A 17,431-nucleotide genomic window follows, 5' to 3' on the forward strand; every position below is an offset into this window, starting at 1 on the left:
CAGGGAATAGAATGCCTGCTTTGAATTCGTTTTTACTGTTGACAAAATGTACATAATCCGGTTTTCCAGACTATTGAAAGGAACCACTATTATAGAATCGGACTAGGATTCTCACAGGGGAACCCTTGCAAAAATTCCGCATAGGAAAGGCGACATTTCGTTAAAACCAAACGAAATGTCGCCTAATTAAATTTAGATTTACTTGCAGGGTTTGAAATGTTCGTTTTTATCGGCTTCGGTTAATCGGGGCCGCTTCCGTCATTCTGCTAAAAGCGCAATGACTTCAATTTCAATTTTTACGTCTTTCGGCAATCTTGCAACCTCAACAGTTGAACGTGCCGGGGTATGCGTACCGAAGTGCTGTGCGTAAATGTCGTTGACAGCAACAAATTCATTCATGTCTTTGATGAAAACAGTCGCTTTGACCACTTTATCCAAAGATGAGCCTGCTTCTTTCAATACTTCTTTCAAGTTAGCGAACACTTGGTGCGTCTGGTCTTCGATTGTTTCCGCAACGAGTAGACCTTCCGGTGTTAAAGGGATTTGTCCAGAAGTGTAAACCATTCCGTTTACTGTGACTGCTTGTGCATAAGGGCCAATTGCCTTTGGCGCTTTTTCTGTTGCTACATAATTCATATCATTTTCCACCTTCCGCAAAATAGTTTCCTTCTTCTAACTCAATTGTTCGACGCTTCTCATTTACAGCTTGAAGTTTAACTAGGGAGAGATAATTATCGACCAACACTTCTTCTGCATGATCAGACTCTACTAAAACAGCGATGCCTGCCAGCTCACAGCCGAACTCTTCTAGCAGACTCTTCATCCCTAGTATCGTACCTCCCGCCTTCATGAAGTCATCTGTGATAAGGACCTTTAGACCGCTTTGCATACTTCTTTTCGATAAAACCATCGTTTGAATGCGCCTGTTTGAACCCGATACATAATTAATACTCACAGTAGACCCTTCGGTTACTTTGCTATCTCGGCGAACAATAACAACTGGAACATTCAAGTGACGGGCAATTGCGTGGGCAATCGGAATCCCTTTCGTCGCCACCGTCATAATAACATCTATCTCTGTGTCAGCAAACGCTGAAGCAAATACCTTACCTACCCGGTCCATAATCCTTGGATTGCCAAGAAGATCTGTCATGAATAAATAACCACCAGGTAGCAATCGATCAGAATGACCAATTTCACCCATTAGCGTCGATATCACTTCACGAACAGCCGAATCCGACATTTTTGGAATGAATTTCACTCCTCCCGCCGCTCCAGACACCGTTATAAGTTTACCCGTTCCTTTTTCTTCAAACGTTTCTTTTACAATCGTCAAATCCTCACTAATCGAGGATTTTGCCGCTTGGTAACGTTCAGAAAAGAAGGTTAATGGAATTAGTTCATGTGGATATTCCAAGAGGTGGCGAGTCATATCTACAAGTCGCTCGCTTCTTTTCCACTTCATGGTACCATCTCCTAAACCCGAATGTTTTAATGTACATTACCACAATTGTACGTGTTCAATCAAGAAATGTATGTCCACCGACCATTCTTACTGCATAGACTTCCGGACAGAATCCTTTTAACCCATTGTAAATGCGTGGCACTCTCGATTCATGTTTAACAAGGCCAAAAACGGTCGGGCCACTGCCACTCATCAATACCGCATCTGCACCGAACTTTTTCATCTGATCTTTCAACACGACGACTTGAGGATGAAGATTCATCGTAACGGTTTCGAGTACATTCCCAACTGATTTGCACATTTTGTCGTAGTCACCTGTTTTTAATGCGTCCACCATACCAGCTGTGTTTATATGTTCAATTGTAGTCAAGTCCAGATTTCCGTATATATCACCTGTTGATACTGAAATTGCTGGTTTGGCTAAAATGACCCAACATTTCGGTGGAGCGGGCAGAACTTCAATTATTTCGCCTCGCCCTGTAGCAAGTGCTGTTCCTCCGTGAACACAGAAAGAAACATCCGAACCAATTCGAGCCCCTAGCGAAGCAAGCTCTTCAACGCTTAATTTTAAGTTCCATAACCTATTCAAACCACGCAGTGTAGCTGCCGCATCTGAACTTCCGCCTGCAAGCCCAGCAGCTACAGGAATGCTCTTTTCAAGAGTAATCTCAACGCCTCTGGTAATGCCAAATTCGTTTTGTAAGAGTTCTGCAGCCTGATACGCAAAGTTTTTACGATCATTCGGTACGTACCGTTCAGATGCTTTAATTGTAATTTCACCGTTATTCATTGGACGGAGCCAGACCCTGTCTGCTAAATCGACCGTGGTCATTATCATTTCGACTTCATGAAAACCATCTGGCCGTTTATGTAATACATCAAGTGTTAAGTTGATTTTTGCAGGTGCTTTTTCATAAAGCATCCGGCTTCCCCCCATTCCAGCTTGTCTTTGTTCCCTATTTTACCATAGGGTGAAATAATTGCGCTGTGAAATGATAACAATTGGGTAATTCATTTCTCCTTGACGGAAAAAGCAACAAAAAAAGCTGGCCCGGTTGTCTTGACGACCCCGGTTCCAACTCTTCTTTTGTCAGCCTATTAGTGGGATAAAGGGTAATTCATAGCTGCTGTTTCTGTTGTGCTACTCCTCTTTCGGCCATTTCAATCGCTCGTTTCACCATATTACCTGCGTCACGTGATTTGATGCCACCCCAACCTTCCCGCTCAACAACATCGTAAAATCCAAGCTCTTTGGCAATCTCTACCTTTAAGCTCTCAGACATAATACCACGTTTTTTCGCCATTCGGTTTTCCTCCTTTTGGCTGACAAAATTAGTATGGACTAAATCAAATAAAAAACACCTCCACAGGGCATTCATTTCTGAATGGCTGTATAGGTGTTTCTTTACAAAATGTATTAAATCATAAATGCTGTAATCATTTGACTATGAATGCTGTAGGATCTGCACCCTCTAGAATTGTTATTTCAACCGCTTCGGTCAAAATGTCTGCATAGCTGTAAGATACTCTTTCAAACGCATTTTCATCCTGGTCAAGCTCAACTACGAATACTGCACGATATGTTTCTCGCAGGACTCCAGCTCTCTCAATCGTCTTCTTCCGACCACCGTTTGCTTTCAAATGCAAACGTTTACCCAGATGTGAATCCAATGACTTCTTAATGTCCGCTAATGTTTTTGGCACGTCGCTTACACCTCACTAAGTATAAGCATAACACTTAAAAAAGGTTCTGTCAATTAAAAACTCCATTTTAACAATCGCTGAAGTACTTTGTCAATCATTTTATTATGAAAAAGCTTATTTTATTGTGAAAAATGTTCTTTTTTCGTTATTTCTTACGCTTTATGAAGAAATCCTCGTACAAGGCATTGGAAAGACTTGCAAATTCTGCAATTGTCAGTGTTTCCCCTCGCCTGCCTGGATCCATACCTATTTGTTCGAACGCTTTCAATATCTGCTCTTTTTTTAATTTGCCTTCAGGCAATGAAGATTGCAAGTTATTCAAGATCGTTTTTCTCCGTTGGACAAATGAGCCTCTGGATACAACGAACATGAAGTCTTCATCAATCACTTCAGCGGGTGCAGATTCTTTTCTTGTTAAATGTAAAACGGCAGATTCCACGTTTGGTTGTGGCATAAAAACTGTCTTAGGCACAATCATAGCCACTTCCGCATCCATATAATACTGAATAGCGATTGACAGCGAACCGTAAGCTTTCGTCCCTGGAACCGCAGTAATTCGATCCGCTACCTCTTTCTGCATCATGATAACCATTCCCGAGATAGGAACTTTACCAATCAAGAACTTCATGATAATCGGTGTTGTCACATAATAAGGCAAGTTTGCAACAACAACGACATCCTCGTAATCGGCAAAGTGTTCTTTCATCACCTGTAGAAGATCGACCTCCAGAATATCCTGGTGAACAATCGTAACGTTGTTATAAGGAGACAATGTGTCTTCCAAAACCGGTAAAAGACGGCCGTCAATTTCAAATGCCACCACTTTTCCCGCGCTTCTAGCAAGATGCTCAGTCAGTGCACCTATTCCCGGGCCAATTTCAATAACGCCTGTTTTTTCGGTCAGGCCTGCATGAGTTATGATATTTCGTAAAATATTTGGGTCAATCAAGAAATTTTGTCCTAAACTTTTCTTAAGTGCAAAACCGTGTTTAGCAAGAATCTCTTTCGTCCTGACCGGAGTTGCTATATCTTTATTCATTATTTTCTTTCTCCTCCTTGTCTAGAACTTTCAACGTTTCTCCCAATCGTTCATAACCGATTCGGAACATCTCAAGCCGCTTTTTTAATCCTTTCCCATTAACCGGGCCGATTTGTAGCAATTCACTCAAACGTTCACGCCGCCTTTTTGCATCGGGATGGCCAATTAGTCTCGCTTCCATCAAGTCTGCAAACGGGATATCAACAACTGGCTTATCCTCCACTGTATAAACAGAACGCAGCGCTGACCGGATGTCCTCATCGGCTGCATGCTCAATTCCGACACCTGAACCATTTTTAGCTATGGTCAACTTTTTTTCAAGAAATGCATGTTTAACGCCCGGAATCCGTTCTTCGATGATTGCGCGGATTCTTCTGCCCGGAAAGTCGGGATCGGTGAATACGATAACACCTCTTGTTTCCTGCGCATGGCGAATACGTATAAGTGTCAATTCATCGATTGCGGAACCGTTTGTTTCAATCGTATCTGCACCTGTAGCTCGTTTTAAGGCAACTGTATCAGACTTTCCCTCAACAACAACAATTTCTTTAATGTTCACAAAAATCCTCTTTCCCATTGCGTTCTTACCCTAATTCTACTCTGCACACAGGCGTATGTACAGATATGTAGGTGACCAATCATACTTCGGCATAACACAATAATCCGCAGGACTACTTAGAGTCCTGCGGATTGTTATATCAATCGATAATTTTAACTTTCACTTGGCGTCTGCCGAATTTATAAGCATCACTTTTCGTCGCAACATGAAGATCTATCTTTTTGCCCTTGATTGCGCCACCTGTGTCTCCTGCAACCGCGTGTCCATAACCTTCAACCCATACCTTTGAACCGAGCGGGATAACGCTCGGGTCGACTGCAATAACTTTCAAGTTCGGGTTAGCACGTAAATTAATGCCGGTAGCTGTAATGCCTGAACAACCATTACATCCTGCTGTATATGCTGTGGCCGTCACATAAAACTCTTTGCCCCCAGCTGAGGAGTCGTTACGGGAAACTGTTTTGTTAGACGACTTATTTGATGAGGATGTCGCTACGCTTGCAACCATTGCTTTGGAGCCGATTGCAACAATTTTCTTTTGTGATGCTTTAATCGGTTTTTCATCTACTAACTTACGGGAAACTTCTTTTCCATTTTCTTTTACTACTTCAAACTTTCGTGAAACTAATCCTTTCTTTCCTGCCTGGACGATTTTCTCCCGTCCTTTCAGTAAAGTTGGATCGCTGCGTGTTTCAACTACAAAGTTTGCCGGTTCTTCCACTACATCGGTGACCTTTTCCACTCGTACGATTTCCACTATAGAACCCGGCTTTAAGTAACCATCAGCCTTTCCGTTCAGGCGATCGTCTCCATTCAGTTGAATGTTTTCTCTCTTTAAAAAGTCAGCGACCGTAGTCGAAGGTGACTGGACCTTCTTCTCTTTTCCTCCGTCATTCAACGTTACTTCAAACGCTTTTTGAATGACAATGCTGTTATCTTCCCCAAGTTGTTCATGAATCTGGGGTTTTACAACGTCATAATCGGTCAGTTTAATACCGGCTTCAGCTAGTACGTCTTTCACCTTATGATGAGTCGTCCATATGGATGTGATTTCCTGGTCGACATTTATTTTGACTTGTTGCGACTGTTCCCACCTGATCGATAAACCATCTTCGATTGGTGTATTCACTGAGGGTACCACTAAATCATGTTTGGCAACTTTAATATCCTGCTCGGATAAAAGGTTACCTACTGTATGTGCATGTGTCTTGATGTTAAGTTCTTCTCCGTCCACGTCCAACGTGATCGATTTCTTTGTTCCTTCAAAGAGAACAAGTGAAATAACAGTTACGAATAGCGCAAGTGAAACTGCGGTAATAGCTAATCGTTTACCCCTCAATGACTTAAAGAACAGGTTTTTCATCGTGCTTTTTTGCATGAAAAAAACTCCTCCTTCAGTACTCGGCAAATTATAAAGGTAAGTCTACAGAGTGTCAACCCATTTGGACTTAATTCATTGCAAGTTTAAGAAGTTCTCCATATGTAAAGGATGGAAAACTTCCTGTTCGTTTAATCAATCGATGTTAAATACTTTCAAAGCATTTTTTGTAGTCTTTTCTGCAACTTCTATAACTGGAAGTTTTTTCAGCCTCGCAATTTCTTCTGCAACCAAGGTTACCCAAGCTGGTTCGTTCCGCTTTCCACGGTAAGGGTGAGGTGCGAGATAGGGCGCATCCGTTTCTATTAGTAAATGCTCAAGCGGTATTTCGGTAGCAACTTCTTTCGGTGTTTTTGCGTTTTTAAAAGTTACGGGTCCACCTAGCGAAATCATAAAATTCATGTCGATGCATTCTCTTGCTGTTTCGACACTTCCTCCGAAACAATGCATGATTCCGCCCGTTTTTTCCGCTTCCTCTTCTCTCAAGATACGAATAACATCCGCCGTTGCATCCCGGTTGTGGATAATAATGGGAAGACTTACTTTTTGCGCGAGCCGAATCTGCTTCCTGAACACTTCCTGCTGGATATCTTTCGGTGATTTATCCCAATGATAATCTAGACCTGTTTCTCCAATCCCCACCACTTTAGGGTGCGCAGTTAATGATTCTATCCATGCCAAGTCCTCTTCGGTACAATCGATTGCATCTACAGGGTGCCAGCCAACGACCGCGTAGATGAAGGCATGCTGTTCAGTTAGTTCCATTGCCCTTAATATGGTTTTTCGGTCAAATCCAATAACCACCATTTTTTCCACACCAGCCTCAAGGGCTCGTTGAATTACTTCATCTACATCTTCTTCGTACTGGTCTGCATTTAAATGGACATGTGTATCTATATACATCTATTTTCGCCTCACAATGGTTTTATTGTAATTCAAAGAATTATGTTTTTCATCTCACACATTTAACAATACGATTACAAAACGGTTTTATTGCAGTGAAAGGAAAAACGGCGTTTCCAAGAGGGACGCCGCTTTCATTCATTCTTTTTTAGTCTAGAAATTTGGTTTAACTGACTCATAAGTAACCTACAAAAGTTTAACTTAGTTAACTTTAGCACCGTTTTCTAATGAAGGATCTACTGTTGCAAGTTTTAAAGTACCTTCTGATTTTCCTGCCAAAATCATGCCCTGGGATAGTTCCCCACGTAATTTTACAGGTTTCAAATTGGCAACAACGATTACTTTCTCACCAATAAGTGATTCCGGTTCGTAATGTTCCGCGATGCCTGAGACAACTTGCCTTTGTTCATAGCCTAGGTCCAGTTGTAATTTAAGCAGTTTATCCGCTTTCGGGATTTTTTCGCAAGCGGTTACTGTCGCAACGCGTAAATCGATTTTCATGAAATCATCGATTGTAATCTCAGCTTCTACTGTCTCCTCAATTTCAACTTTAACAGCTTCTTCTATAGGGGCAGCTTCAGCGGGAGCCGTGATTGCCATCTGATCGCGAATATAAACGACCTCAACATCTGCATCCAGACGTGGGAAAATCGGTACACCTTTCTCCACAACTTTTGTTCCTGTTGGGATATTAGTAAAGTTACCAAGTGTGTCCCATGCAAGCAGTCCTTCATCCAGACCCAATTGTGAAATAATCTGTTTCGGTGCTTCCGTCATGAACGGTTGCAATAATACAGCGATGTGGCGAAGCGACGTGGCAAGATGTAGCATTACGGATGCCAGTTGGCCTTTATCATCTTCATTTTTCGCTAATACCCACGGAGAGGTCTCATCGATATATTTATTAGTCCGTGATATGAGCGCCCACAAATCACCAAGAACTGTACTGAATTGCATATTCTCCATTGAAGTTTCATATTTCTCGACTGTAATTGTCATGAAATCCGTCAAACTCTTATCGAATTCTGTTGCGACAATGTCTTCTGTTGGAATTTCTCCGTCAAAGTATTTATTAATCATCGAAATGGAGCGATTCAATAAATTCCCGAGATCATTGGCTAGGTCATAATTCGTCCGTTCAACAAAAGATTCGGGTGAGAATACACCGTCTTGACCAAATGGTAGCTCGCGAAGTAAGAAATAACGTGTCGCATCCAGTCCATAACGTTCAACTAGCATTTCAGGATAGACGACGTTCCCTTTGGATTTCGACATTTTTCCATCTTTCATCATGATGAAGCCATGTGCAAATACTTTTTTTGGTAAAGGCAAATCAAGTGCCATGCAAAAAATCGGCCAATAAATCGTATGGAAACGGACAATGTCTTTTCCGACGACATGGACGTCTGCCGGCCAGTATTTATTAAATAATGAATCGTCTTTGGTCTGATAACCGAGTGCGTTAATGTAGTTTGTCAGTGCATCGACCCACACATAAATGACATGTTTCGGGTCTTTCGGAACTTTTATGCCCCAGTCAAACGACATACGGGAAACAGAGAGGTCTTCAAGGCCAGGTTTAATAAAGTTATTAATCATTTCATTCTTCCGAGATTCGGGTTCGATAAACTTCGGATTGTCTTCGTAATACTTCAATAGTCTGTCTGCATATTTCTTCATATTAAAGAAGTACGATTCCTCTTTTACTTTTTGGACTGGACGTCCGCAGTCAGGACAATTTCCATCTTCAAGCTGTCCTTCCGTAAAATACGTTTCACAAGGTAGGCAATACCATCCTTCATACTCACCTTTATATATGTCACCATTATCGAGAAATGTCTTAAAAATCTTTTCAACGCCTTCTTTGTGACGTTCTTCTGTCGTGCGAATGAAATCGTCATAGGAAATGTCCATAATGCTCCAGACTTTTTTCGCTATTTCAGCGATACCATCAACGTATTCTTGGGGCGGTAATCCGGCCTCATCAGCTTTTTCCTGTATCTTTTGGCCGTGTTCATCCATTCCAGTCAAGAAATGGACATCAAATCCGCGTAGACGTTTATAACGTGCCATCGCATCAGAAGCCACAGTTGTATAAGCGGTACCAATGTGGAATTTACCACTCGGATAATAAATAGGTGTTGTAATATAAAATGTCTTATTCAAATCAGCCAAGACTATTCCTCCAGTGTGTAAGTATATATTCTCTATTCTATCGAAAGGATCCCATCGACACAATGAAATAACCCGGCAACAGCCGCTTTCATTATATTTCACATGTATTGGTGTATAAACCGAGCGACGGATTCTTTTCAGAGGTAACAAGTGGTTTAAGACTGACGAAAGGCATGTCTGCGCTCCAAAGCAATCCAAAGAATTTCTTTAATTCAACATATCTCTTTGAAATTTTCATGTCTAAAATATGTTCTTTACAAGAAACTACTATTTTTCTCATAGTTTCTAATAAGATGTATTGACGTAAATTGGAAGATTTGGTATGATGGAAAACAGCAAGCGAATTATGTCGAATTTTGACGAAAATAATTGTTTTGAAAGGAGTTTAGCTATGAAATCCACTGGTATTGTAAGAAAGGTCGATGAACTCGGACGAGTTGTTATTCCGATTGAGCTACGTCGTACACTTGGTATCGCACAAAAAGACGCTTTGGAAATTTATGTTGATGAAGATAAAATCATCTTGAAGAAATATATGCCGAACATGACATGCTCCATTACGGGCGATGTGTCTGACGACAATTTAAGTTTGATTGATGGTAAATTGATTTTGAGCCCAGAAGGCGCAAAACAACTAATCAAAGAAATTGAAGAAAGCTTACAAAAATAATCATTAACCATCATTGTCCAGAACGGTTATCCGTTTCGGACTTTTTTTCTAATATTTTCATACTCTTTTACTTCAATCAATTTCGACATGAAACTCTTTATAAACATCCCGACGGCTTAATCCGCGTTCATTTGCCACTTCCCTGATTGCCTCTTTTGAACGAAGTCCTTTTTGTTCTATTAATTCGGTTACATGTGCATGGATATCCAAGTCATGCCACCACGCTTGTTGTTCTTCAACAATTACCCCATCACTGCCTTCAATGACTATACAGAACTCGCCTCGTATTTCATTCGATTCTGCCCATATTACAGCCTCTTCAAGCGTACCGCGAAGAAATTCTTCAAAACGCTTTGTTAGTTCCCTTGCCAGAACAACTGAACGTTGTCCACCAAAGCTATCTTGTAGCGCACGTAAACTTTCCTTCAACCTGTGAGGAGCCTCATACAAAATAACTGTTTCTTCCCGCTGCTTTAAATGATCTAATTGAATCGTCCGCGCTTTTTTCTGGCGCGATAAAAAACCGTAAAACAGAAAGGGCTGCGGTACCAATCCCGATGCCACCAACGCGCTGATTGCCGCATTTGCGCCAGGAACAGGTACTACATCATAGCCTGCACCAATCGCTTTAGACACAATATCCGCGCCCGGATCAGAAATACAAGGCATACCAGCATCACTGACAAGTGCTACTGACTTTCCGTCTTCCAATAGTGTCAAAATCTTTTCTCCACCAAATTCTATATTATGTTCATGATAGCTTATAAGAGGCGTTTTAATTTCAAAGTGATTACACAACCTGATCGTATTTCGCGTATCTTCTGCTGCAATCGTATCGACATCATTCAATATACGAATTGCACGATATGTCATGTCTTCCAGATTGCCAATTGGTGTCCCGACCAAAAATAGTTTTCCGCCGCCCAGCTCAGCACTTTTTTGTGACTTCATCGACATTACGCCTCTTTCCAATATAATTTTCTTTGGCATCTCTTTTCAGTTGTTTGAACTGATATTCCGCCTGCATTGCTTCACGTTTTGTTTCAAAGCTTTCATGATAAATACAGCGGACAGGTTTTTTTGCACGGGTATACTTCGCGCCTTTTCCTTCATTATGTACACGAACCCGTTTTTCTAAATCATTCGTATAACCGGCGTAATAAGAGCCATCGTTGCATTCTAAAACATAAAAAAGATGCTCACTCGTTTTTTCCATAAAGGAGGCGCCTCACTTCTTCCGTGTATTCATTGTCAGCACCGTATACATAGAGGGGCGGCAGTATCTTCAAGTCGGGTTTGCCGTCTTTTATCCCCTCAATTAATAATGTATTCGCTTCTTTGCCCTCTTTGGGATAAACGAATTGAATCCGCTTTGGTTCCAAACGATTGGCACGCATTGCAGTGACTATATCGAGTAAGCGCCCGGGACGATGAACAAATGCTGCTTTTCCACCCTGTTTTAACAATTCACTCGCTGATTGGATAGCTTGGTCAAGTTTCAAATGGATTTCATGTCTGGCAATCGCCAGATGCTCGGATAAGTTCCTTTCGCTGGCTTCATTTGAAGGGAAATACGGGGGATTACAAGTCACTGTGTCGTACTTTTCAGAACCTATTTTTGCTGCGATTCCGATAACGTTGTCATTAACGATTCGAATTCTACTTTCTAACCCATTGTATCTTACACTTCTTTGAGCCATTCCCGCCAAACGTTCCTGCAATTCAACGGCAATAATGTCAGCGTTTGTTCTTGCACTTAAAAACAATGGAATTGCTCCATTACCAGCACATAAGTCTACAATTTTTCCAGCACGTATCGGAACATATGCAAATCTTGCAAGCAGTACTGCGTCCAGGGAAAATGAGAATACGGACGGGCTTTGAATTATCCGTAAATTTTCAGCCAATAAATAATCAAGCCGCTCATCATCTTGTAAAAATTCATCCATAATAATTTCCCCCATTTTAAAAAATCCGTAAAGTGCCTAGCGTACAAACAATAAAAGAAAAGCCGACGCCTACATTATAATAGGATCGGCTCATTTCATACGTTTTGTTTATTTAGAAAGGAGAGACAGAACAGACAGTCTTCCCCTTTACGACTACCTCCGTAATGGACATTGCAGACGTGGAACCCTTCGTTATACAGGCGTGCCAAATTATCGACACCTTCGCCAACATCTATCGTATTCGGTTTTTTCCGGTGCTTGCGCGTATTGATAATTTCTTCTGTTTGTTCATTCATTTGTTTATCCATTTCTTCAAGCCGCTTGCGCAAATGATGGTTTTCGAGTTGAAGCGAATGGTTCTCTTCCGTCATCTGCGCGACGAATCCAATCAATTCGCGGAATTGCTTTTGCATAGATTCGAGTTCTTGCTCAAATTCCATAACCCTATCCAGAAAGTTCCTTTCTTTCAACTATCCCACCCCATTATTTCATCAATTGAGCTATATTTTTTTGTTGCTCTACTATCTCTTCCAATGTATATTCTAGAACCAAGTCCTGGTCTGTCATACTTACTTGAAGAAGACGTTCAAGTAAATTCAGTCCAACAACTTTCCCTGGTCCCTCTGCTGTTTGGACACGTGTACCAATGTCCGGCATCAGTGCTTTTGCCTCTTCGTAATCATCATTCTCATATTTCAAGCAACACATAAGTCGCCCACATAAGCCTGAAATTTTCGATGGATTAAGTGATAAATTCTGATCCTTAGCCATTTTTATAGAAACCGGCTCAAAATCACCAAGGAATGTCGAACAACACAGCATCCGACCACAAGGACCAATACCCCCAAGCATCTTCGCTTCATCGCGTACGCCTATCTGACGTAGTTCAATACGCGTGCGGAAAATCGAAGCAAGGTCTTTAACAAGGTTTCGGAAATCTACACGGCCTTCTGCTGTAAAATAGAAGACAATTTTGTTTCGATCGAATGTATACTCGACATCAACTAACTTCATTTCCAACTTATGTTCAACGATCTTTTCTACACCTGTGCTAAAAGCCCTCTCAGCTTCGAGTAGATTCTCCTCCACTTTTTCGAGGTCCTCGGTTTGTGCGGGACGAATAATTTTTTTTAGTGGCAAGACCACATCATTTTCACCGACTTCTCTTACTACACCTGTAACTTTACCGTATTCGATTCCTCGCGCGGTTTCAACAATGACATAGTCCCCTTCATCGAAAGCGTAATCGAGTGGATCGAAATAATATATTTTACCCGCTTTTTTAAAACGGACTCCTACAACTTTATACAACAAGTAACCCCTCCTGCATGCTGAGCACCAATTGTTCCATTAAAAGCGTGCGATTCATATTGCCGTGTAATTGCTTTTTGGCTCGCAATATTGCCTCCATGTTAGCAGACAAACGGCTATATGTCATCTTCATCGAAAGACCTTTAATAAGTTCTTGCTGATCAGGAAATGCTGCTGTTGACTGCAATCCTGCTTTAGAAGCGACTACATCTCTATATGCATAGAGAAGCAAGTCGAGTCCGCTTTCAGTATCTTCCTTCTCTTTGATTAAAGGGACCCATTCTGATTGGATGAACAATAACGCTTCATGGACATGTCGATCCGATGCTTCAACCAATTTTACCACTGTTTTTCGTATGTGTGCAAATTGATCATCGCCTGCTAGCCGAAATGCTTCTTCCTGATTGGCTGTTACCATCGAAACCGTCGCCGCCATTGATGGAGTAATTCCCTTTTCAACAAGCTGACCAATCATTATTTCTCTAGAAGGTGGTAAAAAAGATACGCGTTGACACCGCGATTGGATCGTAGACAAAATCGATTGATACGAATCGGTTAGTAAAATTGCCGTTACATCGCCTTCAGGTTCTTCAAGAAACTTAAGAAGCGTATTCGCTGCAGCAACATTCATCCGATCTGCCCTACTAATTATATATATTTTCTTGCCTGCTTCATAACCCTTTTTCGTCATACTGAAAACAAGATCGGACATCTGATCTTTTTTGATATCTTGTCCGTCTGGTCGGATGAGCGTTACGTTGGGATGATTGCTGGATGAAACACGACGGCAGGAATGGCATGTTTCACATGGAACAGATTTTTCGGGGTTAATACAAAGGAGCAGTTTGGCAAAAAAAATGGCTGCAGCTTCTTTCCCAGTTCCACGCTCGCCATCAAACATGTACGCATGTCCAATCCGTGCATTTTTATGTGAAGAACTTAAGCGTTGAATTACTATTTTCTGTTCCCGCACCAGCCGGTCAGTACCTTCTTCTGTCATGTTAACCACACCTCCCCCGTGTTCAAAAAAAACCGTGTTTCTAAGCGATAGAAAGCACGGGATTACATGTATAGATTAATAAGAAGCCCTTTGATTTCTCCTATTTTGGCTAATAAATCAACGGATGTTTTTTCTTCGTCCAATAAATCATTTGCCAGTTCAATTAATCGGTCGTCAATCGTTTCAACAAGTTTTAATCGGCGCCCTTCACCGAACTGATTCCATGAGTGGGACTGTTTAAGCCCCATTCCAGATTCAACGGCTTCTTTTAAAAAGCGCTTGATGAGCATTTTGAATTTGGCCATATCACGCAAGTTTCGTGAACGGGCAATTCGGTCCCCGGCCGATGAAATATCTCCGAGCAGCCTAGTAATTTGCTCACCTTGAAGACGCTGTTCCTGTTTAACAACCATCTGACCAAAACGTGTTCCGCCTTGTGACGCCTGCAAGGGATCATTTCGCGTCTTATCAAGTCCAGCTCTATAATCACCATTGACTTTCATTTCGGCTCACCTCTGTCCATCAAAAATGATGGAAATGTTCGATTGGAAGGACAAATACCGTCGCGCCACCAACTTCAACTTCAACTGGATATGGAATATATGAATCAGCATTTCCGCCCATTGGCGAAACAGGTGCTACCATTTGATCGCGTGAACGGCAATTTTCCCGAATAAGTTCTAGTGCCTTCGGAACAAGGGTTTCGTCGGTCCCGATTAGGAACGTCGTATTTCCAGATCTAAGAAATCCTCCCGTACTGGCTAATTTCGTTGCCCGGAAGTCTCCTTTGGTTAAAGCCGTAGATAATCGGTTACTATCCTGATCTTGTACAACTGCTACAATCAATTTCACGATAATCTCCCCTTTTCCGCTTTCCAACCATTATATCATGAATCAGACTTTTTAATGAGTTGGGCGCATACGATTTTCCAAATATTTTCCGTTACCTGCTCTTGAGAGAGCGAAGCATCTGTAACTTTTATTCGTTCTGGATACCGCCGAATAAGTTCTAGATACCCCTCGTAAACCAGCTCATGGAAATGCAGACTCTCTTTATCCAATCGATTCTCTTCGCGCATTTCGTTTGCTGCAATTCTCGCAAGTCCTGCTTCTGGATTAATATCGAAGAACAATGTCAAGTCAGGCATTGTGTCACCTATAGCGAACTCGTTAATAGATAGAACCTCATCGATTCCAAGTCCGCGGGCATGCCCCTGATAGGCTAATGAGCTATCGACAAAACGATCGCACAAGACAATTGTTCCTTCCCTGAGTGCCGGAACAACCTTTTCAACGAGATGCTGCCTTCTAGCGGCCGCATAAAGAAGCGCTTCCGTTTTGGCATCCATTTCCTGATGATCGTTATCCAGAATAATCTCACGGACTTTTTCCGCAATTCTTATTCCGCCAGGTTCACGTGTCAAGATAACCTGTTTCCCTTCATTCTTCAAGCGTTCATATACCTCTTTAATAACAGTTGTCTTACCGGCCCCTTCAGGACCTTCAAACGAAATGAATTGACCTTCCAGTATCATATTATTCCTCCGCTCTATTCTTTACCACAATTATCTGTTTTTCAACAATTTGAATGGATCCCTGGAACTTTGCCCCCATTTGTAGTAGTTTGTCCAGTGATTGGATATGCGCTTCACTTACAGTTTCCCCACGGATCAAGAGGGGTATACCAGGCGGATATGGAGTAATCGACTCCGCCGCAACACGATTCACTGACTCTTTGTAAGGAATCCATTCTACTTCCATATGAGCCATTTCATCAGACGTATAAGCTAGGCAAGTCAACTCTTCTTCGTACAGGGCTAGATCTTCTATCCCCTCAGTATTTTCTGTTGCAGGCAGACCCACAACCGCAGTCTTGATCCTGTTGCAAGTTTCAGCAAAGGGATAAAATAGTTCTGATTTCAATAGTGGTAAAACAAATAACACCTGATAAGGGTCTGCCAGTTCCCCGAATATCCCTACCGCTTCCAGCCGCTTCTGCAGATCAAAGCCTGAACAACCCTCTATTCGTAAAATAAGTTTTAAGGGATCATCCGTTTTAATCGTTAGAAGTCGCGGAATGAGATTGAGTTGTTTGATAAAAATCTCACGCCGTTCCATGAACTTATCTTTATCTTCTTTACTAAAGGATTCCGCGAAAGCGCGGGCATCATCAAGTGAAGCCATTAGTAAATAAGAGGGACTGCTAGATTGTAACATCCCTAAATAAGAAGCAACTTTCTCCGAAGATATATAATTAGTGCGCATATGTAGAAATGAGGCCATCGTCATAGCCGGTAACGTCTTATGTGCTGATTGCACGACTATATCCGCTCCCATCTCCAATGCCGAACGCGGGAACGGTTCACCTACGACAAAGTGTGCTCCGTGTGCCTCGTCCACCAATACAGGCACTCCATTCATATGACAAAGTCTGATTGTTTCTTCCAGCTCTAAACCTGTTATGCCGTAATAGGTGGGGTAAGTCAGAATAACAGCTACTGCCTCGGGAAACGCCTGGAGCGCCTCGTTAACTTGCGCAGACGTCACAGTTCCAGCTGTCTTGGTTGCTTCATCCCAAGCTGGAGATACAAACACAGGTCGGGCCCCCGTCAACTCAATAGCATGGAAAATCGACTTATGCGCGTTACGCTGAACGATAACAGTATCTCCTGCACGGCAAGTTGCATAAACCATTGCCAGATTTCCTACGGTTGTGCCATTCACCAAAAAAAAACTACGGTCGGAACCGTACAACGAAGCCAGCTTCTGCTGCGCCTTTTCAATAACACCATTCGGTTCATGGAGATCATCAAGTCCCTTTAACTCAGTGAAGTCATATTGGAGTGCTCCCTGCAGTTCGGAAGGTAATCCAGAAAGCATTCCATTCTTGTGTCCCGGTACGTGAAATGAAATCGGATTTGCATCTTTAAATTTGGTTATTGCCTCAACAAGTGGACGTTCAGAACTTTTCAATACAATTTCCACTCCCTTTTCTTCCTTCTATTATATACGACTATAGATAGGTAAGAGTATCAATAAATCCTGTTAATACCGCTTCGACGCTTTGTGGATGCTTCCCCAAAGCACCAAACAATCTAAAATCCAAACTCCCAATTGTAACTCCCTCAAAAATGGACGCCTCAGCGCCAAGCCATTTACATTTTTATGTATGCCATCAATATAACCCTTCGGTTAAAATCTATATAAACATAAAAAAAGCCATTACCCGAAGGCAATGACTTTACTTTGAGACCGGCGACGTCCTACTCTCACAGGGG

General features: G+C 41.9%; 21 protein-coding genes. 1 reads left to right on the forward strand and 20 read right to left on the reverse strand.

From position 1 onward, the window contains the following. Positions 1-258 precede the first annotated feature (258 nt). The 10 genes from AC25Y5_RS16955 to metG form a co-directional block, all read right to left on the reverse strand. On the reverse strand, positions 259-636 hold the full coding sequence (locus tag AC25Y5_RS16955; RefSeq protein ID WP_488141329.1) for a RidA family protein: 378 nt from the start codon (positions 634-636) through the stop codon (positions 259-261). Position 637: 1 nt separating this feature from the next. After that, a complete protein-coding gene (gene purR, locus AC25Y5_RS16960) occupies positions 638-1,465 on the reverse strand; it encodes a pur operon repressor (protein ID WP_482103223.1) in 828 nt (275 codons plus the stop codon). Between the two features lie 55 nt (positions 1,466-1,520). Next, positions 1,521-2,387 carry a 4-(cytidine 5'-diphospho)-2-C-methyl-D-erythritol kinase gene (ispE, locus tag AC25Y5_RS16965; RefSeq protein ID WP_482103224.1) on the reverse strand — a complete coding sequence of 289 codons (867 nt, stop codon included), beginning with the start codon at positions 2,385-2,387 and terminating at the stop codon, positions 1,521-1,523. A 196-nt stretch (positions 2,388-2,583) separates the two neighbouring features. After that, entirely contained in the window at positions 2,584-2,769 is a 186-nt protein-coding gene (locus AC25Y5_RS16970) for a small, acid-soluble spore protein, alpha/beta type (protein WP_482103225.1), read from the reverse strand. 133 nt (positions 2,770-2,902) lie between these two features. Beyond that, positions 2,903-3,169, reverse strand: coding sequence for a biofilm formation stimulator Veg (gene veg / locus AC25Y5_RS16975; RefSeq protein WP_482103226.1), 267 nt, complete (start codon positions 3,167-3,169; stop codon positions 2,903-2,905). A 145-nt stretch (positions 3,170-3,314) separates the two neighbouring features. After that, entirely contained in the window at positions 3,315-4,208 is an 894-nt protein-coding gene (rsmA, locus tag AC25Y5_RS16980; RefSeq protein ID WP_488141330.1) for a 16S rRNA (adenine(1518)-N(6)/adenine(1519)-N(6))-dimethyltransferase RsmA, read from the reverse strand. Continuing rightward, complete coding sequence (gene rnmV / locus AC25Y5_RS16985; protein ID WP_482103228.1) at positions 4,201-4,767, reverse strand: ribonuclease M5; 567 nt, start codon at positions 4,765-4,767, stop codon at positions 4,201-4,203. The genes rsmA and rnmV overlap by 8 nt, the downstream gene beginning before the upstream one ends. Positions 4,768-4,906: 139 nt before the next feature. Further along, positions 4,907-6,145, reverse strand: coding sequence for a resuscitation-promoting factor (locus tag AC25Y5_RS16990; RefSeq protein ID WP_488141331.1), 1,239 nt, complete (start codon positions 6,143-6,145; stop codon positions 4,907-4,909). Positions 6,146-6,280: 135 nt separating this feature from the next. Continuing rightward, a complete protein-coding gene (locus AC25Y5_RS16995) occupies positions 6,281-7,048 on the reverse strand; it encodes a TatD family hydrolase (RefSeq protein ID WP_488141332.1) in 768 nt (255 codons plus the stop codon). Between the two features lie 201 nt (positions 7,049-7,249). Continuing rightward, positions 7,250-9,223, reverse strand: coding sequence for a methionine--tRNA ligase (metG, locus tag AC25Y5_RS17000; RefSeq protein ID WP_488141333.1), 1,974 nt, complete (start codon positions 9,221-9,223; stop codon positions 7,250-7,252). Positions 9,224-9,614: 391 nt separating this feature from the next. On the opposite strand from metG, the gene abrB reads away from it, so the two are divergent. Continuing rightward, positions 9,615-9,893, forward strand: a complete 279-nt coding sequence (gene abrB, locus AC25Y5_RS17005) for a transition state genes transcriptional regulator AbrB (protein WP_149582631.1) — start codon at positions 9,615-9,617, stop codon at positions 9,891-9,893. A 72-nt stretch (positions 9,894-9,965) separates the two neighbouring features. Here the strand turns inward: abrB and rsmI are convergent, their stop codons facing one another. The 10 genes from rsmI to AC25Y5_RS17055 form a co-directional block, all read right to left on the reverse strand. After that, on the reverse strand, positions 9,966-10,844 hold the full coding sequence (rsmI, locus tag AC25Y5_RS17010) for a 16S rRNA (cytidine(1402)-2'-O)-methyltransferase (protein ID WP_488141334.1): 879 nt from the start codon (positions 10,842-10,844) through the stop codon (positions 9,966-9,968). Further along, a complete protein-coding gene (locus AC25Y5_RS17015) occupies positions 10,822-11,109 on the reverse strand; it encodes a GIY-YIG nuclease family protein (RefSeq protein ID WP_482103233.1) in 288 nt (95 codons plus the stop codon). Before AC25Y5_RS17015 ends, rsmI begins: the two co-directional genes overlap by 23 nt. Continuing rightward, a complete protein-coding gene (locus AC25Y5_RS17020) occupies positions 11,093-11,842 on the reverse strand; it encodes a tRNA1(Val) (adenine(37)-N6)-methyltransferase (protein ID WP_488141335.1) in 750 nt (249 codons plus the stop codon). Before AC25Y5_RS17020 ends, AC25Y5_RS17015 begins: the two co-directional genes overlap by 17 nt. Positions 11,843-11,937: 95 nt before the next feature. Then, positions 11,938-12,312 (reverse strand): DNA replication initiation control protein YabA, encoded by a 375-nt coding sequence (gene yabA, locus AC25Y5_RS17025; protein ID WP_482103235.1) that lies wholly within the window; start codon positions 12,310-12,312, stop codon positions 11,938-11,940. Between the two features lie 13 nt (positions 12,313-12,325). After that, on the reverse strand, positions 12,326-13,153 hold the full coding sequence (locus tag AC25Y5_RS17030) for a PSP1 domain-containing protein (RefSeq protein WP_488141336.1): 828 nt from the start codon (positions 13,151-13,153) through the stop codon (positions 12,326-12,328). Beyond that, on the reverse strand, positions 13,146-14,153 hold the full coding sequence (gene holB / locus AC25Y5_RS17035; RefSeq protein ID WP_488141337.1) for a DNA polymerase III subunit delta': 1,008 nt from the start codon (positions 14,151-14,153) through the stop codon (positions 13,146-13,148). The genes AC25Y5_RS17030 and holB overlap by 8 nt, the downstream gene beginning before the upstream one ends. Before the next feature lie 62 nt (positions 14,154-14,215). After that, positions 14,216-14,656, reverse strand: a complete 441-nt coding sequence (locus AC25Y5_RS17040; RefSeq protein WP_482103238.1) for a YaaR family protein — start codon at positions 14,654-14,656, stop codon at positions 14,216-14,218. A gap of 19 nt (positions 14,657-14,675) precedes the next feature. Then, entirely contained in the window at positions 14,676-15,005 is a 330-nt protein-coding gene (locus AC25Y5_RS17045) for a cyclic-di-AMP receptor (protein ID WP_482103239.1), read from the reverse strand. A 35-nt stretch (positions 15,006-15,040) separates the two neighbouring features. After that, positions 15,041-15,682, reverse strand: a complete 642-nt coding sequence (gene tmk, locus AC25Y5_RS17050) for a dTMP kinase (RefSeq protein WP_488141341.1) — start codon at positions 15,680-15,682, stop codon at positions 15,041-15,043. 7 nt (positions 15,683-15,689) lie between these two features. Continuing rightward, positions 15,690-17,138 carry an aminotransferase class I/II-fold pyridoxal phosphate-dependent enzyme gene (locus AC25Y5_RS17055; RefSeq protein WP_488141338.1) on the reverse strand — a complete coding sequence of 483 codons (1,449 nt, stop codon included), beginning with the start codon at positions 17,136-17,138 and terminating at the stop codon, positions 15,690-15,692. Positions 17,139-17,431 lie beyond the last annotated feature (293 nt).

Source organism: Sporosarcina sp. Y1011 (assembly GCF_057669885.1).

Coding starts and splice junctions, on each gene's coding strand:
- AC25Y5_RS16955 (WP_488141329.1), bottom strand. CDS start 636: ATGAATTATGTAGCAACAGAAAAAGCGCCAAAGGCAATTGGCCCTTAT.
- purR (WP_482103223.1), bottom strand. CDS start 1,465: ATGAAGTGGAAAAGAAGCGAGCGACTTGTAGATATGACTCGCCACCTC.
- ispE (WP_482103224.1), bottom strand. CDS start 2,387: ATGCTTTATGAAAAAGCACCTGCAAAAATCAACTTAACACTTGATGTA.
- AC25Y5_RS16970 (WP_482103225.1), bottom strand. CDS start 2,769: ATGGCGAAAAAACGTGGTATTATGTCTGAGAGCTTAAAGGTAGAGATT.
- rsmA (WP_488141330.1), bottom strand. CDS start 4,208: ATGAATAAAGATATAGCAACTCCGGTCAGGACGAAAGAGATTCTTGCT.
- AC25Y5_RS16990 (WP_488141331.1), bottom strand. CDS start 6,145: ATGCAAAAAAGCACGATGAAAAACCTGTTCTTTAAGTCATTGAGGGGT.
- AC25Y5_RS16995 (WP_488141332.1), bottom strand. CDS start 7,048: ATGTATATAGATACACATGTCCATTTAAATGCAGACCAGTACGAAGAA.
- abrB (WP_149582631.1), top strand. CDS start 9,615: ATGAAATCCACTGGTATTGTAAGAAAGGTCGATGAACTCGGACGAGTT.
- rsmI (WP_488141334.1), bottom strand. CDS start 10,844: ATGAAGTCACAAAAAAGTGCTGAGCTGGGCGGCGGAAAACTATTTTTG.
- AC25Y5_RS17015 (WP_482103233.1), bottom strand. CDS start 11,109: ATGGAAAAAACGAGTGAGCATCTTTTTTATGTTTTAGAATGCAACGAT.
- AC25Y5_RS17020 (WP_488141335.1), bottom strand. CDS start 11,842: ATGGATGAATTTTTACAAGATGATGAGCGGCTTGATTATTTATTGGCT.
- holB (WP_488141337.1), bottom strand. CDS start 14,153: ATGACAGAAGAAGGTACTGACCGGCTGGTGCGGGAACAGAAAATAGTA.
- AC25Y5_RS17040 (WP_482103238.1), bottom strand. CDS start 14,656: ATGAAAGTCAATGGTGATTATAGAGCTGGACTTGATAAGACGCGAAAT.